The following is a 26,636-nucleotide window of genomic DNA, read 5'->3' as shown; positions in this document are numbered from 1 at the left end:
GGCCGGGTGCACGTCGACGAGCCGAATATCAGCCGATCGGCAGGGCCTTACGGGCGAAGCGGCGGCGGCCCTCCGCCAGCGCCGTGCGCAGTCCACGACGGCGACCGGTGACCGGGTCGAAGCTCGGCGTGGTGTTGCCGTTGAACTTGCGCTCGGACGCGGTCTCCGGGGCGTCGTCGGCGGTGTGGCGCAGGTACTTGTTCGGCAGCGACAGCTTCAGGATGGTGCGCCAGGCCTTGAAGTACTGCACCGGAAGCGAGCCTGTGGTGTAGGGCAGGTCGTACTTCTCGGCCAGTGCACGCACCCGGACCGCGATCTCGGCGTACCGGTTGCTCGGCAGGTCCGGGAAGATGTGGTGCTCGATCTGGTGACTCAGGTTGCCGGTCATGAAGTGCATGATCGGGCCGCCGGAGATGTTGGCGCTGCCGAGCATCTGCCGCAGGTACCACTCGCCCTGGGTCTCGTTGTCGATATCGGCCTTGGTGAACTTCTCCGCCCCGTCCGGGAAGTGGCCGCAGAAGATGACTGCATTGGTCCAGACATTGCGGACCATGTTCGCGGCCAGATTGGCGGTGAGCGTGCTGAAGAACGCCGGGCCGGTCAGCAGCGGGAACACCACGTAGTCCTTGAGCGTCTGCTTACCGATCTTGGTGAGCACCTCAGCACGCTTGCGTTCGAACTCGGCCCGCTCGGGGGAGCCGGGCTTGTACTTGCCCGCGGCCAGCTTGCCCAACTCCAGATGCTGGATGGCGACGCCGTACTCGAAGAACAGCTGCAACACCAGGTTGTACACCGGGTTGCCGAGGTAGAACGGCTTCCAGCGCTGATCGCGCGTCACGCGCAGCAGGCCGTAGCCGATGTCGTCGTCCATGCCGAGCACATTGGTGTACTTGTGGTGCAGGTAGTTGTGGGTGTGCTTCCAGTGCTTGGCCGGACCGGTGTTGTCCCATTCCCAGGAGCTGGAGTGGATTTCCGGATCGTTCATCCAGTCCCACTGGCCGTGCATGACGTTGTGCCCGATCTCCATGTTCTCGATGATCTTGGCGGTGCCGAGCAGGGCCACGCCGGCCAGCCAGGCCGGCGGCAGGAAGCTGGCGAACAGCACGGTGCGGCCGCTGATCTCGAGCGCACGCTGCAACCTGATGACATTGCGGATGTAGCGTGCGTCTCGTTCACCACGCGAGGATTCGATTTCCCGCCGAATCGCGTCGAACTCCGCGCCGAGTGCCTCCACATCGGCTTCGGTGAGGTGCGCGTACTCCTTGACATCCGAGATCGCCATGGCGGTTACAGTACCGTAAGTTACGAGACCGTAGGTTGCCGAGATCTTGCCGAAATTGTGGCAAATCCCGCATTGCCTTCAGCCGGTGGAACCTGTTATTTTCCCGCCCGCCGTGACCGGTACTCGCGGCGCAGCGACTCCCGTTCCGACTTCGCCCGCTCCTTCAGCGAGCGCTTGGCCTCGCGCAGCACTTCCTTCTCGTGCCTTGCCTTCTCCTTGAGGGCGCGCTTGGCCTCGCGCAGCACCTCTTTCTCGTGCCTTGCCTTCTCCTGGAGCACCGTCCTGGCCTCGTGCATGGCCGAGCGCAGGCCCCGGCGGCGACCCGTGGCCGGATCGATGGACCAGTGCAGATGCTCGGTGCCGGACCAGTTCGTCACCGGCGAGGGCAGGGTGATGCCGGCGAACTTGCGTTCGGAGGAGGTTTCGGGCGCATCGTCGGAGGTGCGGCGCAGGAACCGGTCCGGCAACGCCAGCTTGTGAATGGTGCGGAACGCCAGCAGATACTGCTTGCCCAGCGAACCCGTGGTGTAGGGCAGGTCGTACTTGTCGCACAGCTCGCGCACCCGCTGGGAGACCTCCGCGTAGCGGTTGCTCGGCAGATCCGGGAACAGGTGATGCTCGATCTGGTAGCAGAGATTGCCGCTCATGAACGCCATCGCGGGTCCGGCCTTGAAATTGGCACTGCCGAGCATCTGGCGCAGGTACCACTCGCCGCTGGTCTCGTCTTCGAGCTGCTCGATGGTGAATTTCTCGGCACCGTCGGGGAAGTGGCCGCAGAAGATCACCGCGTAGGCCCACAGGTTGCGGATCAGGTTCGCGGTCGCGTTGGCCTTCAGCGTCGACATGAAGGCCGGCCCGGTGAGCGCGGGATAGAACAGGAAGTCCTTGGCCACCTGCCTGGCGATCTTGCGGCCGAACACGATATTGGGTTCGGACTTCAGCTGACGGCGGGGAATGCCCGCCAGTTCCTTCTCGATGCTCCAGTCGTGCAGCGCGATGCCCCACTCGAAGGTCGCCGCCAGGATCAGGTTCGCCACCGGCTGCACCAGGTGCACCGGGCGCCAGGGCTCGTCCCTGGTCATCCGCAGGATGCCGAAGCCGAGATCCTCGTCCTTGCCCAGCACGTTGGTGTAGGTGTGATGGGAGTAGTTGTGCGCGCGGCGCCACTGCGCCGACGGGCCCGTCATATCCCATTCCCAGGTGGTGGAGTGGATCTCCGGATCGTTCATCCAGTCCCACTGGCCGTGGCTGATGTTGTGGCCGAGCTCCATGTTCTCGATGATCTTGGCCACCGACAGCAGCGCGGTGCCGGTGACCCAGGCCCAGCGGTTGCGGCTGCCGAACAGCACGGCGCGCCCGGCCACTTCCAGCGCGCGCTGGGCGGCAATGGTGCGACGGATGTATTTGGCGTCCCGTTCGCCCAGCGACTGCTCCACCGACCGGCGCACGGAATCGAGCTCATGTCCGAGGGTCTCGATGTCGGTGGCCGTCAGATGGGCAAAGGCTTTGATGTCGGTGATGGCCACCGGCGTCCCTTCTGTCTTCGATCAGCCCGGCGGGCCGTATCCGATCGGCCGCGAGGGGCCGTAGTCGACTTACCCAGAGGGTACCCGCCGAACACCCGATTCAGTCGCGTCCGATCGACCGGACTCGCTCAGACGTCGAGCGTGCAGTCACCGGCCGCGGCCGACACACAGGTCTGAACCTTCTCGCCTTCGCGCTTCTCGTTACCGTTGCGCAGATCGCGGGCATGCCCGGAGGCGATGGTGACCACACAGGTCTGGCAGATACCCATCCGGCAGCCGAACGGCATCTGCACACCGGCCGCCTCGCCTGCCTCGAGCAGGCTGGTCGCACCGTCCACCTCGGTGGTGCGGCCGCTGCGCCCGAAGGTGACGGTGCCGCCCTCACCGACCGCGGAACGCTCGATCTCGAATCGCTCGACGTGCAGCCGCTCGCTGATACCGGCCTCGGCCCAGTGCTTTTCGATGTCGTCGAGCATCGGCAGCGGTCCGCAGGCCCAGGTCTGGCGTTCGCGCCAATCGGGGATGCGCTCGTCGAGCGCGGCCACGCTGAACTTGCCCTGCTGGCCGGTGAGCTGCAGCTGCGCGGTGAAGCCGGGATGCTTGGCGTCGAGCTCGCGCAGTTCATCGCCGAACATGACGTCCTCGGCGGTGCGCGCGGAATGAATGTGCACCACATCGGTGACCACCTCGCGGCGGTCCATCGCCCGCAGCATCGACATCACCGGAGTGATGCCGCTGCCGGCGGTGAGGAACAACACCTTCTCCGGCGGCGGAGACGGCAGCACGAACGAGCCCTGCGGTGCGGCCAGGCGCACGATGGTGCCCACCGGGACGCCGTTGACCAGATGGCTGGACAGGAAGCCCTCCGGCATCGCCTTGACCGCGATGGAGATGACCTTCTGCTTGCCCCTGCGTCCGCCGGCCTCGGCATCGGTCCAGTCCGGGGGGCAGGTGAGCGAGTAGGAGCGCCAATGCCAGCGGCCGTCGACCAGCAGGCCGATGCCGATGTACTGGCCGGGCTGGTACTGGAAGTCGAAGCCCCAGCCCGGCTTGATCACCAGGGTCGCCGAATCAGCGGTCTCCGAGCGCACGTCGACGATGCGTCCGCGCAGCTCCCTGGCCGACCACAGCGGGTTGGCCAGGTGCAAGTAGTCGTCGGGCAGCAGCGGGGTGGTCACCCTGGCCACCGCGCCGCGCAGCACGTTCAACCGTCCGCCGCGCTCGGCGACGCTCGCGGCCGGTGCCTCGAGCCAATCGCGGACACTCTTGAAAACCATCGCTGCCGTTCGTCTCCCTGATCGTTGGCGGACCGGTCCACCGCCTGCCCGCAAGGTTACGGCATCGTAGGTTATCCGCTCGGTGCGGTGGTGTCAGGACGACGGCTCAGAGTAATTCGAGCAGGAACGGCAATTCCTGGGCGGCGTACCAGGCCAGCTGATGGTCCTCGGCGTCGCCGAGGACGAATTCGGCATCCGGATCGCCGAGGTCGGCGGCGTCGATGACGTCGACCGCCTTGGCGACCGCCGGTTCGGCGTCGGCCAGGTCGACGTGCACCGAGGCGATCCGGTCGTAGGTGATCGGAGCGGACAGCCGCACCACGGCGTCGTCGAGGTCGGGGCGCAGCTTCGCGCCGGTGACGTCGGCGGCGATCACCGCCCTGCGGTAGACCGGGGCATCCGGCAGGGCCGCAGGCGCCGCCTCGTCGGGTTCGTCGCCGGAAGCCATGGCCTCGGTGATGGCGTCGCGTTCGGCGGCGATCAACCGCAGCGCGGCGCGGGCGGCCTCGCCCATGGCGACCTCGGCCAGTTCCTCGTCGTCGCCGGAGGCGTAGGCCTCCCGCAGCGCCGGGGTGACCGCGAACGCCGTCGCGCCGACCGCGCGCAGCTCACGCTGTTCGACCAGGTCGCGCAGCATCGGCACGGTCGCGGGCACATAGACGCGCAGCTTGCTCTCAGAGGCAGGCACCGAGCATCTCCTCCATGGATTCGTGCACCGACGCCGACAGCACCCCGATATCGGCCATCGCATCGCGGTCGGCATTGAGCCCGTAGAAGACCCGCCCGTCATAGGACGTGATCCCGATGCTCGTCACCTGATTACGCAGCAACGGCGACACCGGATACATCTCCAGCATCCGCGCGCCACCGATGTACATCGGCGTCTGCGGACCCGGCGCGTTGGTGATCACCAGATTGAACGTGTGTTCTGCGAAGGTACTCGCCGCCCGCACACTCATCGCGTGCAGGCTGGCCGGTGCGAATCCGGCCAGATGCACCAGGGTGCGCGCCCGCACACCGCGCCTGCTCTTGGCGGTGGCCTCGGTGGCGTGCGAGATGTGCGACAGCCGCATCACCGGATTGGGTTCGCCGACGGGCAGGTCGATGAGGAACGAGGACACCTCACCGGCGGGGTTGACGGTGTCGTCGGCGCCGTCGACGTAGACCGACATCGGCACCACCGCCCGCAGCACGCTCGAGTCGACCAGCGCCTCGCCGCGTGAGAGCAGCCAGTTGCGCAGCGCGCCGGTGACCACCGCCAGGATCGCGTCGTTGATCGAGCAGTCGAAGCGGCGCTTGATCTTGCGGTAATCCTCCAGCCCGGTGGTGACGACGTCGAACCGGCGCTGCCGGGAGGTGCGGGCATTGAGCGGACTGTCCGGGGCGCCGGTGGTGACCGATCGCACCGTCGACACCACCGAATCGACCGCGCGCCCGGCGGCGCCGAGCAATCCGAAGCCGCTCGAACCCGCCTCCCGCAGCACCTCGATCGCCTCGCTGGGCTGGCCTGCCAGCTGGGTCAGCGCGCCCACCAGCAGTTCGGTATCGCTCGGCTCGCGCGGGGCGCACCAGGCGTCGTCGGCGAAGCCACGCGGTGAGGTGCCCGAATCCAGGATGACGTGCCCGATCTCCAGCGCGCTCTCGCCGTCGACCAGGGCGGAGTGGGATTTGGTGAACACCGCGCAGCGCCCGCCCGAGAGGCCCTCGATCAGATACATCTCCCACAGCGGCCTGCCCTGATCGAGTGGACGCGAGGAGAGCCGGGCCACCAGTTCGTGCAGCTGTTCGTCGGAGCCGGGAGCCGGCAGCGCGGAGCGGCGGATGTGGTAGTTGATGTCGAATCGGCTGTCTTCCACCCAGACCGGCCTGCCAAGCGACAGCGGGATCTCGCGCACCTTCCTGCGGTAGCGCGGCACCAGCGAGAGCCGGGACTCGACCAGATCGACCAGGCGGTCGTAGTCGAGCACGGGCTTGCTGTGACCGTCGCCGGAATCGGCGGTGGTGTTCTGGAGGATCGCGAGAGAGCCGATGTGGATCGGGTTGCTGCTCGACTCGAGTCGATAGAAGGACGCGTCCTGCGGCGTCAGCCTCGTGATCACGCTGCCCGATGCTCCTTCCCGTGCCGCCTCCGCGAGCAGCCCGTCCCGACCATTGTGGTCCCGCCACATCGATTCTTGTCCCATTCTGTGGCATCTCCCGCGAATGCGTCGTGCACGGGTACCGTTGGGTTCATCCACATCGACACCGCGCGTGACGATGGCTGCCCCGCCGGTCCTCGGCCCGGCCCTGCGAGCGGCTGACCACGGCGCCTACCATGGGTGCCGCATTACCATGAAGCGAGCTGCGGCTTCCGCACCACGCGGGCCGTGCGTACCGGCCCGGGGGGCCGGGGACACGACGACACACCGACCAGAGGACTGACGAGACCCGTGCCTGCGCTGACACTGACGAGGTTGCTACGGATTGGTGAGGGTCGCATGGTCAAGCGGCTGTCCCACCTCGCCGAGGAGGTTCTCGCACTCGAGTCCGACTACGAGGACTTCACCGACGACGAGCTGCGCGCCAAAACCGAGGAGTTCAAGCAGCGCTACGCCGATGGTGAAACCCTCGACGACCTGCTGCTAGAGGCGTTCGCGGTGGCCCGCGAAGCATCGTGGCGGGTGCTGAACCAGAAGCACTACAAGGTTCAGATCATGGGTGGCGCCGCGCTGCACCTGGGCAATATCGCCGAGATGAAGACCGGTGAGGGCAAGACCCTGACCTCGGTGCTGCCCGCCTACCTCAACGCCATCAGCGGCGACGGCGTGCACATCGTCACCACCAACGACTACCTCGCCAAGCGCGACTCCGAGTGGATGGGCCGCGTGCACCGCTTCCTCGGGCTCGAGGTCGGCTCGATCCTGTCCGGCATGACGCCCGCGCAGCGTCGCCTGGCCTACAACGCCGACATCACCTACGGCACCAACAACGAGTTCGGCTTCGACTACCTGCGCGACAACATGACCCACTCGCTGGAGGATCTGGTCCAGCGCGGGCACAACTTCGCCGTGGTCGACGAGGTCGACTCCATCCTCATCGACGAGGCCCGCACCCCGCTGATCATCTCCGGGCCGGCCGACGCCTCCTCGAAGTGGTACGCCGAATTCGCGCGCATCGCGCCGCTGCTGAAGAAGGACCTGCACTACGAGGTCGACATCAAGAAGCGCACCATCGGTGTGCACGAGGCCGGCGTCGAATTCGTCGAAGATCAGCTCGGCATCGACAACCTCTACGAGGCCGCGAACTCGCCGCTGGTGAGCTACCTGAACAACGCCATCAAGGCCAAGGAGCTCTACACCCGCGACAAGGACTACATCGTCCGCGACGGCGAAGTGATCATCGTCGACGAGTTCACCGGCCGCATCCTGGTCGGCCGCCGCTACAACGAGGGCATGCACCAGGCGATCGAGGCCAAGGAAGGCGTCGAGATCCAGCCGGAGAACCAGACGCTGGCCACCATCACGCTGCAGAACTACTTCCGGCTCTACGACAAGCTCTCGGGCATGACCGGTACCGCCGAAACCGAGGCGGCCGAGCTGCACCAGATCTACAACCTCGGCGTCATCCCGATCCCCACCAACAAGCCGATGATCCGCGCCGACCAGGCCGACCTCATCTACAAGACCGAGGAATCCAAGTTCGCTGCCGTGGTCGACGATGTCGTCGAGCGGCACGAAAAGGGCCAGCCGGTGCTGATCGGTACCACCAGCGTCGAGCGCTCGGAGTACCTGTCCAAGCAGTTCACCAAGCGCGGTATCGCGCACAACGTGCTGAACGCGAAGTTCCACGAGAAGGAAGCCGAGATCATCGCCGAGGCCGGTCGGCCGGGCGCGGTCACGGTGGCGACCAATATGGCCGGTCGTGGTACCGACGTCGTGCTCGGCGGTAACCCCGACATCATCGCCGACATCATGCTGCGTAAACAGGGCCTGGACCCGGTGAACACGCCCGAGGAGTACGAGGCCGCCTGGCTGCCCACCCTCGAGCAGGTCAAGGCGCAGACCGCCGAAGACGCCGACAAGGTGCGTGAGGCGGGCGGGCTGTACGTGCTGGGCACCGAGCGGCACGAGTCGCGTCGTATCGACAACCAGCTGCGTGGTCGCGCCGGTCGTCAGGGCGATCCCGGTGAATCGCGGTTCTACCTCTCCCTCGGTGACGAGCTCATGCGCCGCTTCAACGGTGCCGCGCTGGAAGCCATCATGACCAGGCTGAACCTGCCCGATGATGTGCCGATCGAGGCGAAGATGGTCTCCAAGGCCATCAAGAGCGCGCAGACCCAGGTCGAGCAGCAGAACTTCGAGATCCGCAAGAACGTCCTCAAATACGACGAGGTGATGAACCAGCAGCGCACCGTCATCTACGGCGAGCGCAACCGGATTCTGCGCGGTGAGGACATGGAGGGCCAGGTCCAGGAGATGATCACCGATGTGATCACCGCCTACGTCGACGGCGCCACCGCCGAGGGCTACGTCGAGGACTGGGACCTGGAAAAGCTCTGGACGGCGCTGAAGATGTTGTACCCGGTGGGGCTGGACCACAAGGAGCTGGTCGGCGAGACCGGCATCGGCGAGGCGGGTGAACTGACCCGCGAGGAACTGCTCGAGGCGCTGCTGCAAGACGCGCACGACGCCTACGCCAAGCGGGAGGCCGAGATCGACGGCCTGGCAGGCGAGGGCAGCATGCGCACGCTGGAGCGTCAGGTGCTGCTCCAGGTCCTCGACCACAAGTGGCGTGAGCACCTCTACGAGATGGACTACCTCAAGGAGGGCATCGGCCTGCGCGCGATGGCCCAGCGCGACCCGCTGGTCGAATACCAGCGCGAGGGTTTCGACATGTTCACCGCGATGCTCGACGGCCTGAAGGAAGAGTCGGTCGGCTACCTGTTCAACCTCCAGGTCGAGGTGCAGCAGCCGCAGCCGGAAGGCGTCGCGGTCCAGCCCGGTCTGCGTTCGCCCGTCGGCGCCGGTGCTCCGGCGGCGCCGGTTCCCGCCGCCCCCGCTCAGCCCGCCGCCAACGGCGCTCCGGCTGCCCTGCGCGCCAAGGGCATCGACACCTCCGGCCCGCGTGGCCTGAGCTACTCCGGCCCGGACGAGGGCGGCCACGCCGCCGTGCACAGCGCCTCGGAGGAATACGGCGAGGGCGATGATTCCCACGCCACCCGCCGCGAGCGCCGCGAAGCCGCCCGGGCCCAGGCCAAGGGCAAGCGTGCACCGAAGACGCGTCGTAAGCACTGAACATTGAACGGTGAAGGCGCTCATGGGTTTCCATGGGCGCCTTCGCTGTTCCCGGACCCCGATCTCCGGTGAGCCGACCGCCGCGCCGTTGGCGAATTCACTGACCGGCCCGGCGTACCGGGTTGATTCATCGCGGGAATGGTCCGCAGATGAAACCCATGTCAGAGCGTCGGTTCTCGTTCCACCAGCAGGGCCACGTGCAATCGTGACGGGCAGTCCAGTTTCGTCATGACCTGGCGCAGATGATTGACCACGGTCCATTCGGCGATGCCCAGCCTGCTGGCGATCATTCGATTGGTCATACCGGAACCGACGAGCTGGGCCACCTCGAGCTGCCTACGGGTGAGCCGACTCAGCTGCGAATCCATACTGTGCGACACGATCGGGGCCGCCAATGCGGCGGCGACCGCCTCGCGCAATTCCTCGATCGCACTGGTGCGCAGCGTGGATTGGAACCGGCCGCGCCGGGACCGGCCGTGATCCGGTTGCCCGGCGTCCTTGCCGGTGATCGGACGCGTCGGGCAGAACCGGGCCCATACGAGGTCGTGCTGGTGGCGCAGGGTCGCGGCGATCGCGCTGTAGTCGGGCCCGGCCTGCGTGTAGGCGCGGACGCATCCGTCGAGCGCGGTGAGTACTTCGATCGGGAACCGGGCGGCGTCGGTCGTTTCCAGCACCTCGCGATACAGCCGCAGCGCTGTCGCCGCGTCCAGCGGTGACCGGTGTTCGGCGATCGCGTTGAGAGCGGCCGAGCGCAGCTGGCTCGGCTCCAGATCGCGCACGCGCTGACAGGCCTGCCTCCACTCCGGTGCGGTGGCGTCGCCGAGCAGCGGGCTGATCAGTTCGACCCACCGCCGGTACGTCCTCGGAAGCAGGGGCGGATCGTCGAGTGCCGAGTCGAATTCGGCGCGCGCCCGGTCGTAGTCACCCGCGCGGCGATGGGCTTCGCCACGCAATAGGGCCACCATGGCGCGTAGGTTCGGGGAGGCCGCGACCAGCGGTGTGCTGTCGAGCAGTTGGATCGCTCGCTGGTGTCGGCCGACACGCAACGCGGCGCAGGCCAAGAGCATCCGGCACTGCACGAGCACCTCCGCGCCCGCGTGTTGTGCGGCCAGCACGGATTCCAGCAGTGCCTCGGCTTCTGCGAGGTATCCGTGGCGGACCCAGGTGTTGCCGAGCCGGGCGATCAAGCGCACGCCGCGTTCGGGGTCGTGGCCTTCGAACAGGTGGGCCAGCGCGGCGAGCAGGTCCGGTCCGCAGGTGCGGACGGTTTCGGCCGCGCCACGACCGTAGACGCTGTGGAAGCCGGGCGCGCCCAGTTCCTCGGCCAGCCGGCAGGTGCTGTCCAGGTAGGTCGCGCGAACCCGCGCGGCCCGGGCGGGATCATCGGCGAGCGTGCGGCGGCAGTAGCTGTACACCATCCAGTCCAGCCGGAAGCCGGAATGCCCTGTCTCGTCGGTCACCGGCTGGATCAGGCTGTGCTGTACCAGGAGTGCGAGCAGATCGGTTGTCGTGCGCCGATCGGTGCCCCCGAGCAGGTTGGCGAGTTCGATATCGACTACGTCCACGCATTCCGACATGCGCAGCAGCAGTTCGAACGCCGAGGGGCGCAGTGCGTTGACACTCCATGCGGTGGCATCCCAGACCGTGCGATGACGTTTGGGGATGTTGACGAACCTGAGGCCCTCGAGTTCGGTGCTGGCGTTGATCGCTCGCAGCGTCGCTGCCGGACCGATACGACCGATCGTGCAGGCCGCTATCTCCAGCGCCAGCGGGATTCCGTCTACGGCGTGGGCGATTTCGTCGAGCACGAGCCGGTCGACCAGTGCGGCCGCACCGCGGTAGTGGCTGTCGATGCTGGACAGGATGAGTTCGGAGGCGGGGGAGGTCGCGGGGTTGTATTCGCCGTCGACGGTGTCACCGGCGTCGAGCGCCAACGGCGGGACGCAGAAGACGCATTCGTCGTAGAGGTTGAGTGGGACCCGGCTGGTGGTCAGCACGATCAGTGCGGGGCAGCAGGACAGCAATTCCATGATGTCATGGGAGATCTCGGTGCTGACGTGGTCGCAGTTGTCCAGCACGAGGATGGTGTCGGCGCTGCCGATCGAAGCCACGAGGTGATCGATGGGGCGTTCCCCCGCGCCGGGTTCGGCTGGTTCGAACGCGGCCAGGATCGGTTGCCAGGCCTTTCCGTCGGCCCGTTGATCGGACAGGTCGATGATCTTGTGGTCATATGACCGAAATGCTTCGCCGGCGAGCACTTCCCGGCACAACCTGCTCTTCCCGACGCCAACGGTTCCGGTGAGCGTGAGCAGCCGGATCCCTTTCTGCAGCAGAAGATCCTCGATTCTGCGAGTTTCGGATTCTCTGCCCAGGAACTCAGGGATTCTGAGATCGGTATCAGCGGCCGGGAAACCCTGCGACTGGGCCGATAGTCGGTGTGAGGTCGACTCTTGAGAATTCATCCAGTACCCCCAAGCGATAGCCGGGTGCAATCCACCGGGGCCGGTGGACCACACCTTCGGTTTCTCGCTATGTCATTCATCGCGAAACCCATGATCGCTCACGAAGGTGATCCCGGGCAGCGTAGCAGGAAGAAGAACAAATGTGTTCGCTTTGAAGATTCTTACCCCTCAACGAACTAGGTTGCCGAGCGGCTGCTCGGCGCGACCTCGCTCGACGTGATTTATAGGACTCCTTTCCTCAAATACCCGATGCCACCAGCAGGCGTGCTGCCGTTCGGGGTGAAAACAAGCCGACCAGTCGGACCCCGTGCACCGCCCATGGCTCGATGCGGACCGGTTGCTTGCGGATCGCGACGGCGATCCAGCGCGCCGCCTCCTCCGGGGTCAGCGCATGCTGGGCAGCGTATTTGCCGGTCGGGGCGAGCATTGCGGTACGCACGGAGGGGAAGTTGACCGCGCTGACGCGGATGCCGTCCCGGGAGAGCTCGGCATCGAGACAGCGTCCGAAGGTCACCAATGCCGTCTTCGAGGCCAGGTATGCCGAAAAGTATGGTGAGGTCTCGAATCCGACGCCCCACGTACCCACATTGACGACCTGACCCGACCCCTGCGTGCGCATGGCAGGCAGGAGGCCGAGCGTCAGGCGGACCGCGGCGAAGTAGTTGATCGCCATCGTGCGCTCATAGTCGTGGAACCGGTCCACCGCGTCCAGGACCGGCCTGCGGATGGATCGGCCGGCATTGTTGATCAGCACATCGACATGTCCGAAAGTGTCTGCTACCCAGGCGATCACCTTGTCCACCTGCTCGGGGACGGTGAGATCGGCGACGGCATACGCTGCCGAACCACCCGCCGCAGTGATCTGGTCGGCCAGTTCGGCGATCTCGTGTTCCCGCCGGGCGACCAGCAGAACGTGTGCGCCACCGGCGCCGAGCAGCCGGGCCGTCGCCGCCCCGATTCCCGACGACGCGCCGGTGATCAGGACACGTTTGCCGGCCAGCCATCCGGACGGGTACCGCCGCGAGGTACGGAACCTGGAGTGCAGCAGCAGACGGGGGGTCTTCATGTGCGTGATCGAACCACAGGCAGCGCCGGGCGTTTGCTGATTAGCAGGTGACAACGCTCATGGCAGGTTATTGCCAGTGGCATCGGATGTGATGTGGCACATAGTGTGCCGGTGACGCGTAATCCGCTGCCGAACGGCATATTCGGGCGCGATATCACCGCTGAGAATCTTGCACGGGGAGGAAATTCATGGAAACTCGAAGCGAATCGGGTGTTTCTGCCCTGTTAATCGTCGAAAGAGCCGAGGCATGATCCCGACCCGGCATTCTGTGCCCTTTTTCTCGCAGGCCGAGTCGTTCACCGGGCAATGGCCCGAGATTCGCAAGAACGTCGATGCGGTATTCGATCGCGGTAAGTATTCACACGGGCGTCAGGTAGCGCAGCTGGAACACGCGATCGCGGGTTACACCGGTGCGCGGCACGCGATCGCGGTCAACAGCGGTACCGATGCGCTCGTTCTGCTGTTGCGTTCGCTGGGTATCGGTCCGGGCGATGAGGTGATCGTGCCCGCGTTCACCTTTTTCGCCACCGCATCGTCGGTCGCGCTGACCGGTGCCGTTCCGGTGTTCGCCGACATCACCGAGGACGGCGACTACGCCCTGTGTCCCGACTCGGCGGCGGCCGCGGTGACCGAACGCACCCGCGCGATCATGCCGGTGCACCTGTTCCACCAGCTCGCCGACCTCGGCGCACTCGGCGCACTGGCCGCCGCGCACGGCATCGACCTGATCGAGGACAGCGCCGAAGCCATCGGCATGCGCTGGGACGGCAGGCACGCCGGATTGCTCGGCCGCGGTGGTGTGCTCTCCTTCTTTCCCACCAAGACTCTCGGCGCGCTCGGTGATGCCGGGATGGTGATCACCGATGACGATTCCATTGCGGCGAGAGCGGATACGCTGCGTCACCACGGGCGGATGGGTCGCACCGTCGACCACATCGCGGGTATCTCCAATCTGTCGGGCGCCTCGGGCACCAACAGCAAAATGGATGACATCCAGGCCGCGATTCTGCTGGCGAAACTCACGGTGCTCGATAGCGATATCGCGCGCCGCGCGGAGCTGGCCGCCACCTACACCGAACGTTTGCGTGATATCCCGGGCATCGTGCGGACACCCCGGACGGTCGAACGCGCGGTCGCGGTCGAGGGCGTCTTCTACGTGTATCTGATCGAAGTGGAGCAGCGCGACGAACTCGTCGCATTCCTGACCGAGCGTGGCATCGGCACCGAAATCTACTATCCGCGGCCACTGCATCATCAGCCCTGCTTCCGCGGCGAGCGCCACCCGATCGGCAGCCTGCCGCGGGCGGAGGCCGCGGCGACGCGCACCGTGGCGCTGCCGTTCTACCCGGATCTCACCGAAACCGATATCGATGCCGTGTGCACGGCGATCGCCGATTTCTACCGAGGTGCTCGATGATCCCGTTCTTTCCGCCCGATCTTTTCGAAGAAGATCGCGCGACTCTGCATGAGCTACTGCATGAACTCGGCACCAGCGCGGAGCAGAAGTTCATCCTCGGCGCACGGGTGGCCGAACTCGAGGCCAAGGTCGTCGCGGAGACCGGGGCCCGCCATGCGGTGGCGTGCAGCAGCGGGACCGGAGGGCTGGAGCTGTGTGTGGCCGCCCTCGGGATCGGGCCGGGCGATGAGGTCATCGTGCCCGCGTTCTGCTGCCAGCCGGTGGCCAGCTCGGTTGTCAATGCCGGGGCGGTGCCGATCTTCGTCGACGTCGATCCGTGGACGATGGTGATGGATCCCGATGCGGCCGAGGCCGCGATCACCGAACGCACCAAGGCGCTGATGCCGGCGCATCTGTTTTCCATCATGGCCGATATGCCGAGATACCGGGAGATCGCCGACCGGCACGGGCTGGCGCTGATCGAGGATGCCGCCGTCGCGCAGGGCGCGGTGCTCGGTGAGGTACCCGCCGGGCGTTGGGGTGAACTCGGTGTCTTCTCGTTCTTCCAGGTCAAGGCGATGGGAACGATCGGTGAGGGCGGAATCGTGTTGACCGATGACGCCGATCTCGCCGCCGCGGTGCGCATGCATCGCAACCATGGCCAGGACGGGGTGACCAGGTTCATGCACCATGTGGTGGGGCAGAACAAGCGTCTCGACGAGCTGGTGGCGTCGTTCCAGCTGGCCCGATGGGATGGCTTCGCGGCGCGCTTGGAACGCCGCGCCCGCATCGCCGACTACTACACCGAGCGTTTCGCGGGGCTGGCCGAGCACGGTATCCAGGCGCCGCCGCCGGGGCGTGACGGCCGCTGCTACTACGTGTATTCGCTCCAGGTGCGACGCCGTGAGGATCTTCGTGCCTGGTTGACCTCTCGGGATATCGGCAGCCACGTCTACTATCCGGTGCCGCTGCCGGAGCAGCCGGCCTTCGAGGCCTTCGCCCCCGAATACCCGCTGCCGCATTCACGTCATGCCAGCAGCACCAATCTGGCGATACCGATCTGGCCGCATCTGAGTGACACCCAGGTCGAATACATCGCCGACACCGTCTGCGAGTTCGTCTCGTGAGCGCGGCGTCGATGGACAAGATCGTGGTGGTCGGCCAAGGCTATGTCGGCTTGCCGCTCGCGGTGGCGGTGGCCGAGAATGGCAGACGCGTCATCGGACTCGATATCGACCAGGAGCGGGTGGCCGCACTGATCCGGGGCCGATCGCATATCGCCGATATCAGCTCCGAACGGCTTGCCGCGGTATTGGCTGCCGGCACCTATGTGCCGACCTGCGACCCGTCCGATGCCGATGGGTTCGATATCGCGGTGGTCACGGCGCCGACCCCGCTCGACGCCGCGCATACCCCGGATCTGACCTGGGTGCGCATGGCTGCCGCCGATCTCGGTCGCAGATTGCGGCCGGGTTGCCTGGTGATCCTGGAATCGACCAGCTTCCCCGGCACCACCGAGGAGGTGGTGGCCCCCATTCTGGCCGCGGAGTCCGGTTTGCGGCCCGGCGAGGACTTCGATCTGGGGTTCAGCCCCGAGCGTATCGATCCCGGCAACGCCCACTGGACGCTGGAAACCACGCCGAAGGTGGTCTCGGCGACATCCCCCGAGTCGCTGGCGCGGGTGCGCGAATTTTACGAGATCTTCCTCGAGCACACCGTCGAGGCGAGTAATCCGCGGGTGGCCGAGCTGGCCAAGGTGTTCGAGAACACCTTCCGGCAGGTCAATATCGCGCTGGTCAACGAGCTGACGATGCATGCGCGCAGGCTGGGCATCGATGCTTGGGAAGCGCTCGACATCGCGGGTACCAAGCCGTTCGGATTCATGCGGTTCTCACCCGGTCCAGGCGTCGGCGGTCATTGCTTGCCGATCGATCCGATGTACCTCGCGTGGAAAGTGCAGCAGGACACCGGCCATCCGTTCCGGATCGTCGAACTGGCGCAGTCGATCAACGATTCGATGCCCGCTTATGTGGTCGAGCGCATCGCCGAGGGGCTCGCCCGGCGTGGCGGGGCCCTGCTCGGAGCCCGTGTGCTCGTGCTCGGGCTGTCCTACAAACCCGATATCGCCGATATCCGCGAATCTCCCGCGGTCGCGGTATGCGAGTTGCTGGTTCAAGCGGGGGCCCAGGTGTCCTATGTCGACGAACTCGTGGGGGAGAAGCCCGAGCCCGCCGGCCTGACGCCGGCCGAACTGACCGAGGCCGAGCTCGCCGCGGCCGATGTCGTGGTCGTGCTCGCCGACCACAACCACCTCGACTACGACTTCGTCGCCGAACACGCCCGCTACGTGTTCGACACTCGCCGCCGGCTACCCGGCCGAGCCGGCGTCGAGACGCTCTGACAGACAGGGGTACACCATGGCACGACCGATCAATTTCGGCCTGCTGTTCGACCGGATGGCGGAACAACCCGTTGCGTCGCAATTCCATCTGGACCGCCCGTTCGCGATCGCTCCCGATCGGGGAATCCTCTACAGCACGGCGGCTCTCGCCGATCTGGTGGCCCAGACCAGCGGGTGGATCGCGGCTGCCGGGGTGCGTCCCGGCGATCGTGTGGCGGTGATCCAGGACAATCACTTCGACATCCTGCTGACCTCGGCGGCCGCCATCCGCATGGGCGCCGTGCCCGCTCAGATCGCCGCCGCCAACGGCCCCGACGCCTTGCGTGCCCTGCTGGCCCGGCTGCAACCCGCGCTGGTGGTGACCTCGACCGATGTCGTGTCCCGGATCCTGAAGGCCGGTTCGGATCTGCTGGCCGGAGTGCGCACCGTCGTGCTGGACTCACCCGGCACGCCTGTGGATCGCACCGAGTGGCCCGTCGGCGCCATCGCGCTCGACGATGTCCGCGGCGCCGCACCGGCACCGGTGCACTCCATCGAGCACGACGTGCCGATGATGATGACCCACACCTCGGGCACCACCGGCGTGCCCAAGATCGTGGTCCAGTCCGCCCGGACCCTGGTCGAGGCCAGCAGGCTGGAGTTGCTGCGGCTGCCGTTCGTGGTGAGCAAGCGCAAAGACACCGTGCTGTCGTCGATTTCGTTCGCGCACTGGCGGGCGGTGACCTGGATGGTCGCGCAGGCCCGGTTCGCTCCCGCCAAACTGGTGCTGGTCGCCGACAACGACCCCGATCGGGTGGGAGAGGTGTTGCGCACCCACCGCCCGACGAGTGTGGAGGCCTGCCCCAATGTCTTCCAGCGCTGGCGATCGCTGACCGACACCCATGCCGAGGAGCTCTCGCAGGTCCGGCTCTACATCTCCACCTTCGATATGGTGCATCCGCCGACGGTGCGCGCGTTCTTGAACGCGTCCAGGCGCAGGCTGCCGCTGTGGGTGGCATCGTGGGGACAAAGCGAATGCGGTCCGATCTCGAGCGCGATCTTCACTCGGCGGCGGTTGCGCCGCACGGGAGTGCCGGTCACCAACGATGTCGGCTGGACGGTGCCCACGGTGGCCAGGGTGCGCATCGTCGACCAGGAGACCGGTCAGCGGCGCGGTATCGGGCGCGCCCGCCAGGGCTTGATGCTGGCCAGTACCAAGGGCCGATGCCTGGACTACCTCGGTGAGAACGACCGCCACGACCGCAAGCGGAACGGAATGTGGTTCAACACCGGCGATGTCGGCTATCGCGACTGGCTGGGCCGGATCCGGCTGGTCGATCGCGAGGTCGATGTGATCCCGGGGATGAGCGCGCTCGAGCTGGAGAGCACGCTGCTCGACCGGCTCCGGCACGCCACCGAAGTCACCGTCCTCGGGGTGCCGGGTCGGCTGCCGCTGCCGGTGCTGTGCCTGGACCGCGAACTCGACGCCGCGGAGTGGGCCGACGCCGTGCGTGACCTGCCACCGCTGGACCAGCCCGTGGTGCTGCCCTGGGCCGAGCTGCCCCGCACCGCCACCTGGAAGGTGCGCCGCCATGCGCTGCGGGCGTCGGTGCTCGGCACCGACGAGACCTATGGCACCGGTCGGTGGACGTGATCGGCCGGCGACCGGTGGGAAGAAATACGAAGGAGTGCGACGTGACGGCAGGTCCGACGAGGACACAGCAGGGGCCCGCGGCAGCGGAGCTCGGACCAGTGGTGGAGAAGGTGATGGACGGCGTCGAGAACGCCTTCGCCGCACGCCGATTCCCGCGCCAGGTACTGACCGGGCTCGCCGAACAGGGGGTGCTGCGGCGGCGTTGGGCTGTCGGCGACAATCCGGCCGGCGATGTCGCCTACGGTGTCGCCCTCGGTGACGCATTGAGTTCGCGTGCGCCCGCGGGCATCGCGATCGGGGTATCGCTGCACACCGAGACCGTGTTGTCGATGCTGCACCGCTTCGCCGGTGATTCGGACTACCTGAACCAGTTGCGCGAGGATGCCGTGGACGGCCGGATGGTCGGTGCGGTGGCGGCCAGCGAACCACGTGGCGGTAGCGACCTGTCGGCGGTGTGCACGACGGCACGACCCACCTCATCGGGCTGGGTGATCGACGGCGCCAAGAAGTACGTATCCCTCGGCGCGGTTGCCGATTTCGCGGTGGTGCTGTGCCGGATGACCGATGCCGACGGCACGCCGACCGATCGGCATGCCACCATCGTGGTGCCGCTGGCGCAGGCCACCCGGATTCGAGAGCACGACAAACTGGGCACCCACGCACTCGACACCGTCGCGGTGGAGTTCCACCGAGTCGAGGTGCCACGGAACGCGCTGCTCGGCCGGGCGGGTCTCGGTGTGCTGAACCTGAACTATGGTTTGTCGTTCGAGCGTTTGGCGATCGCGGCGCAGGTGGCTGGTGGTTGTGCCGCCGCTATCGGGCTGGCCGTCGAGCACAGCGAACGGCGCACCCAATTCGGCAAGCGGCTGCGTGATCACCAGTATCTGGCCTTCCGGCTGGCCGAGTTGCAGGCCGAGGCGGATGTCCTCAAGTGCGCGGTGGACGAGGTGGCCCGCCAGGTGATGGCCGGGCCGCTGGACCGCGCGCTGATCTCGCGTATCGCCGGGTTGAAACTCCAGGCCGCTCGCGCAGGTGAGCGCCTGATCAGCGAGGCGATGCAAACCTTCGGCGGTCCGGGCTATCTCACCGGTGAAACGCCGTTCGGGCAGTTCTGGAACGACATCCGGGTGGCCCGGATCGGGGCGGGCACCGACGAGATGATGCTGGCCATCGTCAGCGACACGCTGACCGGTCTGCCGCAGATGTACGACCGACTGATCCGGATCACCACATGAGCGCGGCGCGGCCGACGATCCTGGTGGCCGGCCTCAGCGGCCAGGTGGGGCAGGGATTCGCCGAAGAGGTGCTGGGGTCGCAGTCACCGTTCACACCGACGGCGCTGGTGCGCCGCCGGTTGCGCAACAACCTGGCGGGCGCACCCGGAGCGGGTGACCGGATCGACCAGCTGATCGGTGACGTCACCGCACCGTCATGGGGCCTCGACGATGCGCAGGTCGATCGCCTCGATGCGATCGGTGCCGTGGTGAATCTGGCGGGTGTCGTCGACTGGACCGCCTCACAGGCCGAGATGGACCGCATCAACTATCTGGGTGCGGTGACCGGACTCGAACTGGCACAGCGGCTTTCGCAGCGGCACGGCCGACCGGTGCCCTACCTCTACACCAGTACCGCCTATGTCGCCGGCACCATGGGCGGTCGCATCGCCGAGCAGCAGCACGATCCGCATCCCGACCGGACGCCTTACGAGCTGAGCAAATGGTTCGCCGAACGGCATCTGCTGCGTACCGCCGCCAAAACCGGGCACCCGGTGCTGATCGCGCGCATCGGTGGCGTGATCGGCAGTTCGCGCAGTCGCTCGACCACCCGGTACAGCTCGCTGTATCAGCTGGTGACGCCGCTGTCGCGTGGGCAGATGCCGGTGCTGCCGGTGCAGCGCGGGGCGCGGGTGGACATCCTGCCGCGCGATGTCGTCGGTGAGGGTTTGGTGCGCCTACTCGACCACGGCGCCCGCACCGACCACGACAGCTGGCGCGGTGGCGCGTTGGTGCACCTGTGCGCGGGCGACTATGCGCCCACCCTGGAGGCACTGATGACGCTGCTGCGCTCCAAGGACACGGCTGGGCGCTATCAGCCACCGCGACTGGTGACCGTCTCGCCGCGCGCGCAACGGCTGACAGAGAACGTGGCCTTGAAATACGCGCGGTGGAGCCGGGAAATGGGCAACCGGCTCTTCGGACTGCGTTATGTCTCGATCGATCGGGTCTTCGAACGTTCGCGCCTGCACGCGTTGACCGGCGGCTGGGTGCCCGAGACGACGGCCGAGACGGTGCTGGATGTGGCGTTCGGACTCGACTATGCCCGCCCTGCCGACGATTTCGCCGATCTGCCGCTGGGGAGGTTCGCATGAAGGTACTGGTCATCGGGGCCAGCGGTTACCTCGGCCACGCGGTGGTCGGTCGGCTGGCCGAACAGGGTCATGAACTGGTGGAGCTGAGCCGGTCGGGTTCGGCGCTGGCAGGCATCGGTGTGGCCGGTGATGTCTGCGTCCCGGGGTTCGGGCTCTCGCCGGCGGTGCGCGGTCAGCTGGCTCAGGTCGATGCGATCGTGTCCTGTGTCGGTTCGGTCGGGATGTCCTCCGAGCCAACCGAGATGGTGAACCTGCACGTCAACGGCACCCGGACGGTCCTCGAATTCGCCGGCGAATGCACCGGATTGCGCCGGCTGGTGCATGTGTCGAGTGTGCTGGCACTCGGGCGGGCGAGCGGACTGATCACCAACCGGGATCTGTCGCGCGGACAGACCTTCCGCAACTGGTACGAATACGCCAAGTACCGCGCCGAACTGCTGGTCCGGCGGGAACGGAACCTACCGGTGAGTGTGCTGCGGCTGGGTACGCTGCTCGGCCCGGCGCCCGCGCACCTCATTCCGCGCACCGGCGGACCGGTCGCCGCGCTCGGACATCTGCTCAGCGGTATGCCGCTGGCTTTGGCCGAACGCGGCGAATACCCGGTGTACGCCACCGATATCGGTGCGAGCTCGACCGTGGTGGCGCGGTTGCTGTCATCGGAAGAGCCGGGGGTGCGCACCTACACCTATTTCGATCCGGCCCTGCCCACTCTCGCCCATGTGCTGACCGAGCTGTGCCGCGCCCGTGGCGTGACACCGAAGCTGGTGGCGGGCAGCGGGTTCGCTCTCGGAATGCAGCGCGGCTTGGCGCGGCGCTTCGGCATCGAATCCGGGGTCGCCGACTACGCGCGCCCGCTGTTCCGCTTCGATCCGCGGATACTCGATGAGCTCCCCGGAGGGCCGGTCGAGTCCACCCCCGACTATCTGGCCGAGACCGGACGCGCGCTGTGCCTGCCCGACCGTGCCATCGCGACCATCGCCGAGGGAGGGCGACTGTGACGACATCCATGGCGACCGGTGGCCGCTGCCGGGTGGACACCGCACCGCATCCCATATTGCAGGTCTATTCCGCGGGCAACTTCGGCGAGATCGCACCCGAACGGCTCTCGCCGATGTCGTGGTCGCTGGTCGGGCGGCCGATGGAACTGGGTACCCGCCGGTTCGTCTCCGATATCCTGCGGGCTCCGACCTGGGCCACCGGATCGCACTACGTGTTCACCGGTTACTTCCATTGCCGCCCGTACCACAATCTCAGCGCGTACTGCCATATCGCCGAACATGTCGACCTGCTGACCCCCGAGGATGTGACCGCGGCTTATTTCGAGGGGATCGAACCACCAGCGGCACTGCTCGGCAAACGGCCGGGCCGCATCACCCGGCATCGCGCCACCGCGCGCATGCTGCGCGAGCTGGTCAATCTGCGCCCGCGGGTGATCGAGCTGGAACAACGGGTGTTCGATTTCGAGAACCTGGTCCAGGACGTGTTCGACGCCGGTGCCGATTGGCGGCTCGGAGAACTGGCCGAAGTGGGCAATACCCTGCTCGAATCGGCCTGGCACCTGCACATCATCGGCACCTCCGGTTCGATCGCCGCCGATGTTCTCCAGCGCACCGCGATCAATCGGCTGGCCGCACACGGTAGTTCGGTGGTCAACTGGCTCAAGGAGCCGGCGGAGCTGCCCTGGGGGCCGCTGGTGGAGTTGGCGCCGATCGCGGGCGGTCCGGCCGAATTCGTCAAACAACCCTTCTACGAGGTGGCCGACACCACCGCGCCGTGGTGCGACTTCACCCTGCCGCCGATGGGCGCGGCCGTGCGGACCGGACGTGACCACGTCGACCTGACGCCGCGCGAGGCCCTGGTCGGCATGCACGAATCCTGGCGCGGGCGCGGTATCGATGCCACCGTGCTGTTCCTCGGTGACGTCATGGCGCTGCGGGAGCACAGCAAGTCACTGGCGATGCGGCTGCTGCACGCCCACCGCCGGTTCATCCCGCGGCTGGCCCGGTTGCGCGGTGTCGGCCAGGACGATTGGCCGTATCTGTCGATGTCCGAACTGCGTGCCGACGCCCTGCCCGACGCGGTCGAGATCGAAGCCCGCAGGCAGTCGTGTGAGGACTCGCTGGCTCTGCACATGCCCGACTACCTGGACTTCACCCCCGGTGCGCCCGGTGCCCATCAGCCGGTGCGCACGCCGTGCGGGGTCTCGGCGGGCACCTACGACGGGGTCGCGATCGGACTCGACGAGATCCCTTCGGAGCCCGGTGCGGTGCTGGTGTGCGAGAGCGCCGACGCCAACATCATGCCGCTGCTGCCGTTCGTGTCGGCGGTGGTTACCGCGCGCGGCAGCCGCTATTCCCATGTGGCCATCATCTGCCGCGAGATCGGCATTCCGGCAGTGGTGTCCCATCCACTCGCGACCGAGATCAAGCCCGGTCAACGCGTCCATGTCGACGGTGACAAGGGCCTGGTGACAATCATCGATGACAAAGGAGAGGTCCTATGAGTGAGCACGCATCCCGCGCTCAGCGGTCGGCTGAGGATGCGGCGCTGGAGGATCCGCAGGTGGTGCTGTCGGCCATCGAGGACGAACTCGGTGTCGGTCGTCCCCGCCCGGACCTGCGGATGACCGATTCGATCCGCGAGGACATCAACCTGGATTCGCTGTCGTTGATGGAAGCCATGACCCGGGTCGAGGAACGCTACGGCATCGAACTCATCGACAACCCCGAGATCGGGTCGGTGGAGACGGTGGCTGATCTGGTCGGATTGATCCAGCGGATCTACCGGCAGTCCCGGGACGAGGACGGCGACAACAGAGGCGCGGCATGAAGTCGGTCGCCGAATGGTTGCTCGAGCCGGTAGCCGATGGCGGGCTGGCGTTGTGCGAGGGTTCCGAATGGGCGCACCATCCCTACCCGGTGCTGGCCGATGAGTCCTTCGGTGCTGTGGAAACGTTGCGTGAGCACGGAATTCACAAGGGGGACCGGGTAGCGCTGCTCCTGCCCTCCGGTGCGCCGTTCGTGCGGTTCTTCTTCGCCGCGATGGCGATGGGCGCGGTGCCGACCGTGGTGGCGCCGCCAGGGTTGCACGGCAGCACACCCTACGCCGACTATGTGCGGGCGTTGCTGTGCGCGCTGGACCCCGCAGCCGTGATCGCGGAGCCCGCGACTCTGCGGCTGCTGCCACCGGCCCCGTGGGGCGCCGTCGCCGCGCCCGCCCGCATCGATGCCACCGCCCCGGTCGCGGCCGGGTCTGCCACCGTGATGGATCCGGTGCTCGGCGATGAGACCGCGCTGATCCAGTTCACCTCCGGTTCCACCAGTACTCCGCGTGCGGTGCGGCTGAGTGCGGGTTCGATCGTCGCCCATATCGATATGCTCAAGGCCGCGCTGTATGTGCGCGGCGCCCATCAGACCGAGTCGTTCGGGTCCTGGTTGCCGCTGCACCACGATATGGGGTTGATCGGCAACTTCCTGACCCCGGTCAGCCACGGTAAGGATCTGTGGCTGATGCGCCCGGAACAGTTCGTGCGCAGACCTGGCCTGTGGTTGGAGCTGTTCGGCAAGTATGCGGTGAACCATTCGGCCGCACCGAACTTCGCTATCGAGCGGATCGTGCGGACGGTGAGCGCCAAGAGTCTGGCCGGGATGAACTTCGCCGATTGGCGCACCCTGATCGTCGGTTCGGACCGGATCTCGCTCGGCGCCATGCGGGCGCTGTACGAGCTGTTGGAGCCCTTCGGCTTCGGCGCCGATGTCATCACTCCCGGTTACGGTATGGCCGAGACGACCTTGGCGGTCTCGACCACTCGCCGCGAGCCGGTCCAGGCGCTGCTGGTGGATGCCGCCAGTCTGCGCGCGGGGGCGCCGGTGCGGGTGCGGGCCACCGAGACACTGCGGGAACCGGTTCAGGCCGACGCCGATGTCGTGCGAGTGGTCGACTGCGGGGTGCCGTTGCCCGGTGCTGCGGTCTCGGTCGCCGACGAAGACGGGAACGCGCTGGGCGAGGACCACATCGGTGAGCTCGTCGTCGAATCGCCTGCGTTGTTCAGCGGCTATCTGAACGACGGCGCCGACGGTGGCCAACCCCGGCGCTACGCCACCGGCGACCTCGGTTTCTGCCGCGATGGGCGCGTGTATGTACTCGGCCGGCTCGGCAATTCGGTGAAGGTCAACGGCCAGTTCGTCACCGCCGAGGATCTCGAGATCGCGCTCGCCGAACGATTGGGGATGCCGCACGACAAGATCGTGGTGGTGCTGCGTGATCTGGGCGCGCAGACAGCGCCAGCGGTGCTGATCGCGTTCCAGCAGCGACTCACCGAGGAGCGCACCGCCAAGGCGCTGACCGTGCTGGCCCGTTCCGGCATCTCCGCCGAGCGTGCCGCGTTGGCGACGGTGGCACCGCTGGCCATTCCGCGGACCACCAGTGGTAAGCCCAAACGGATTCCGCTGTGGGAGGCCATCGAGTCCGGTGCCGTCGCGGCGAAATGGGGACATGTCGGCTCGGATTCGCCGCTGTGGGGGTGCCGTTGATGTCGCAGCGCGATCGGAAGAGTCTGGGCAACAAAGGATTCCACCTTGTCGAACTGGCCGGTCGGGGCTACCCGGTGCCGCCGTTCGATGTGCTCACCGCCGAACACGTCGCCGCGGGGGTCGCCAGGGACGAGGTGTCCGAGCTGTTGGGCGAGCTGCGCACGCGGGCGCACTCGCTCATGGGCGCCGATCGTCCGGTCGGGTTCGCGGTGCGATCCAGCCCGCCGGTGAGCATGCCGGGCATGATGGACACGATCCTGGCAGTAGGGCTGGGGGAGCACGATCTACCCGCGCTCTCGGTCCTGCTGGCAGGCGACGAACCCGCCGCTGCGCTGGTGGCCGAGGGCCGGCGTGCGCTGCGGGCGCAGGTGGGATCGGATCCCGGCGTTGATCCGGTGGATCAGGTGCTGGCCGCCGTCGAAGCGGTGCGGGCGTCCTGGGACAACGAGCGGGCCAGGCAGTACCGCCGTGCCCATGACATCGGCGAGGACAACGGGCCGGCGGTCGTGGTGCAGGTGATGGCGTTCGGTTCCGGGGCGCTCTCCGGTAGCGGCGTCGCCTTCAGCCATGATCCGCGCACCGGACGTCCGGGTCTGTCCGGGGAGTACCTGCCGGCCAGCACGGGCGAGGCCCTGGTGGCGGGGCAGGTGACACCCGAGCCGTTGGACCGGCTCGCGGCCCAGTGCCCGAGCGCCTACGCACACCTCGATGCCGTGGTGCGGGAATTGTTCCGCTGGCACAAGCACCTGGTCGAGGTGGAGTTCGTCGTCGAAACGGGCACGTTGTGGCTGGTACAGCTGCGTGCCGCCACCGCATCCCCGGCCGCGCACACCCATGTCGCCATCGACGCGTGGCGGAGCGGGGTGCTCGACCGCGACACCGCGCTGACGCGACTGTCGGCCGAGGCGCTCGGTGCCGATTCCACGGCGCGGGCGGCCGAGGGCCATGCCGCCCTGCTGGCCACCGGGGTGCCCGCGTCGCCGGGGGTGGCGGTGGGCCGCGTGGTGTGCGCGTCGGAGCAGGTGCTCGCGCATCCGGACGAGCCGGTGGTGCTGCTGCGTCCGCGGACCGAACCGGAGGATTTCGTCGGGATGGTCAATGCGGCCGGAATCGTCACCATGGAGGGCGGTTTCGGCTCCCATGCCGCGGTGGTGGCCCGTGAGCTCGGGGTGCCCGCGGTGGTGGGTGTCGGCGACGGATCGCAATCGGTGGTGGGTCTGGCACCCGACACCACCGTGACGGTATGCGGCACGACCGGCCGGATCTGGGCGGGCGAGGTGCCGGTGGAATCGGGCACCGCGGTGCCGTGGCCTGCGGATCTGCTCGGACCCGAACCGGCGGGGTCGGATCGGCAGCACCAGGTGCGAACCCTGCTGGCCGGGGCCGGGGCCGGTGGTGCCGTCAACGAAAGGAGTTAGAC

19 protein-coding genes are annotated in these 26,636 nt (G+C 67.1%); 12 read left to right on the top strand and 7 right to left on the bottom strand.

What is annotated here, in order from left to right; genetic code table 11:
• Positions 1-28: 28 nt before the first annotated feature.
• The 5 genes from AC4HOU_RS16855 to AC4HOU_RS16835 all read right to left on the bottom strand — a co-directional run bounded on the left by AC4HOU_RS16855 (position 29) and on the right by AC4HOU_RS16835 (position 6,184).
• Positions 29-1,282, bottom strand: coding sequence for a fatty acid desaturase family protein (locus AC4HOU_RS16855; RefSeq protein ID WP_163809461.1), 1,254 nt, complete (start codon positions 1,280-1,282; stop codon positions 29-31).
• Between the two features lie 95 nt (positions 1,283-1,377).
• Entirely contained in the window at positions 1,378-2,808 is a 1,431-nt protein-coding gene (locus tag AC4HOU_RS16850) for a fatty acid desaturase (RefSeq protein ID WP_194989787.1), read from the bottom strand.
• A gap of 128 nt (positions 2,809-2,936) precedes the next feature.
• Positions 2,937-4,085 (bottom strand): ferredoxin reductase, encoded by a 1,149-nt coding sequence (locus AC4HOU_RS16845; RefSeq protein WP_163809465.1) that lies wholly within the window; start codon positions 4,083-4,085, stop codon positions 2,937-2,939.
• Between the two features lie 106 nt (positions 4,086-4,191).
• On the bottom strand, positions 4,192-4,722 hold the full coding sequence (locus AC4HOU_RS16840) for a DUF6912 family protein (protein ID WP_194989794.1): 531 nt from the start codon (positions 4,720-4,722) through the stop codon (positions 4,192-4,194).
• 37 nt (positions 4,723-4,759) lie between these two features.
• Complete coding sequence (locus tag AC4HOU_RS16835) at positions 4,760-6,184, bottom strand: WS/DGAT/MGAT family O-acyltransferase (protein WP_195019904.1); 1,425 nt, start codon at positions 6,182-6,184, stop codon at positions 4,760-4,762.
• A 330-nt stretch (positions 6,185-6,514) separates the two neighbouring features.
• Between AC4HOU_RS16835 and secA the strand changes: the two genes are divergently transcribed.
• A complete protein-coding gene (gene secA, locus AC4HOU_RS16830) occupies positions 6,515-9,358 on the top strand; it encodes a preprotein translocase subunit SecA (RefSeq protein WP_490724747.1) in 2,844 nt (947 codons plus the stop codon).
• Between the two features lie 161 nt (positions 9,359-9,519).
• Here secA and AC4HOU_RS16825 read toward each other — a convergent pair whose 3' ends face one another.
• Positions 9,520-11,820 carry a helix-turn-helix transcriptional regulator gene (locus tag AC4HOU_RS16825; protein ID WP_324191282.1) on the bottom strand — a complete coding sequence of 767 codons (2,301 nt, stop codon included), beginning with the start codon at positions 11,818-11,820 and terminating at the stop codon, positions 9,520-9,522.
• Between the two features lie 238 nt (positions 11,821-12,058).
• Positions 12,059-12,886: an SDR family NAD(P)-dependent oxidoreductase gene (locus AC4HOU_RS16820; protein WP_194989791.1), complete on the bottom strand. Its 828-nt coding sequence runs from the start codon at positions 12,884-12,886 to the stop codon at positions 12,059-12,061.
• Between the two features lie 247 nt (positions 12,887-13,133).
• Here AC4HOU_RS16820 and AC4HOU_RS16815 point away from each other — a divergent pair, with 247 nt between their 5' ends.
• Genes AC4HOU_RS16815 through AC4HOU_RS16765 form a run of 11 tightly spaced genes read left to right on the top strand, consistent with a single transcriptional unit; the run spans position 13,134 to position 26,634 of the window.
• On the top strand, positions 13,134-14,303 hold the full coding sequence (locus AC4HOU_RS16815; protein ID WP_194989792.1) for a DegT/DnrJ/EryC1/StrS family aminotransferase: 1,170 nt from the start codon (positions 13,134-13,136) through the stop codon (positions 14,301-14,303).
• Positions 14,300-15,409 carry a DegT/DnrJ/EryC1/StrS family aminotransferase gene (locus tag AC4HOU_RS16810; RefSeq protein ID WP_194989793.1) on the top strand — a complete coding sequence of 370 codons (1,110 nt, stop codon included), beginning with the start codon at positions 14,300-14,302 and terminating at the stop codon, positions 15,407-15,409. The genes AC4HOU_RS16815 and AC4HOU_RS16810 overlap by 4 nt, the downstream gene beginning before the upstream one ends.
• Positions 15,406-16,683 (top strand): nucleotide sugar dehydrogenase, encoded by a 1,278-nt coding sequence (locus AC4HOU_RS16805; RefSeq protein ID WP_280498776.1) that lies wholly within the window; start codon positions 15,406-15,408, stop codon positions 16,681-16,683. Before AC4HOU_RS16810 ends, AC4HOU_RS16805 begins: the two co-directional genes overlap by 4 nt.
• Before the next feature lie 16 nt (positions 16,684-16,699).
• Positions 16,700-18,316: a class I adenylate-forming enzyme family protein gene (locus tag AC4HOU_RS16800; protein WP_195019901.1), complete on the top strand. Its 1,617-nt coding sequence runs from the start codon at positions 16,700-16,702 to the stop codon at positions 18,314-18,316.
• Positions 18,317-18,357: 41 nt separating this feature from the next.
• Positions 18,358-19,551, top strand: a complete 1,194-nt coding sequence (locus AC4HOU_RS16795) for an acyl-CoA dehydrogenase family protein (protein ID WP_195019900.1) — start codon at positions 18,358-18,360, stop codon at positions 19,549-19,551.
• Complete coding sequence (locus AC4HOU_RS16790; RefSeq protein ID WP_194990156.1) at positions 19,548-20,684, top strand: SDR family oxidoreductase; 1,137 nt, start codon at positions 19,548-19,550, stop codon at positions 20,682-20,684. Before AC4HOU_RS16795 ends, AC4HOU_RS16790 begins: the two co-directional genes overlap by 4 nt.
• Positions 20,681-21,682, top strand: coding sequence for an NAD-dependent epimerase/dehydratase family protein (locus AC4HOU_RS16785; RefSeq protein WP_195019899.1), 1,002 nt, complete (start codon positions 20,681-20,683; stop codon positions 21,680-21,682). The genes AC4HOU_RS16790 and AC4HOU_RS16785 overlap by 4 nt, the downstream gene beginning before the upstream one ends.
• Positions 21,679-23,187, top strand: coding sequence for a PEP-utilizing enzyme (locus tag AC4HOU_RS16780; RefSeq protein ID WP_194990154.1), 1,509 nt, complete (start codon positions 21,679-21,681; stop codon positions 23,185-23,187). The genes AC4HOU_RS16785 and AC4HOU_RS16780 overlap by 4 nt, the downstream gene beginning before the upstream one ends.
• Complete coding sequence (locus tag AC4HOU_RS16775; protein WP_194990153.1) at positions 23,184-23,513, top strand: acyl carrier protein; 330 nt, start codon at positions 23,184-23,186, stop codon at positions 23,511-23,513. The genes AC4HOU_RS16780 and AC4HOU_RS16775 overlap by 4 nt, the downstream gene beginning before the upstream one ends.
• Positions 23,510-25,216: an AMP-binding protein gene (locus AC4HOU_RS16770; protein WP_195019898.1), complete on the top strand. Its 1,707-nt coding sequence runs from the start codon at positions 23,510-23,512 to the stop codon at positions 25,214-25,216. Before AC4HOU_RS16775 ends, AC4HOU_RS16770 begins: the two co-directional genes overlap by 4 nt.
• The gene (locus AC4HOU_RS16765) at positions 25,216-26,634 is read left to right on the top strand and encodes a PEP/pyruvate-binding domain-containing protein (RefSeq protein WP_195019897.1); all 1,419 of its coding nucleotides are present in this window, start codon (positions 25,216-25,218) and stop codon (positions 26,632-26,634) included. The genes AC4HOU_RS16770 and AC4HOU_RS16765 overlap by 1 nt, the downstream gene beginning before the upstream one ends.
• The last annotated feature ends 2 nt before the right edge of the window (positions 26,635-26,636 follow it).

It is taken from the genome of Nocardia sp. JCM 38205 (assembly GCF_058222935.1).
This window is presented reverse-complemented; position numbering and strand designations above follow the sequence as displayed.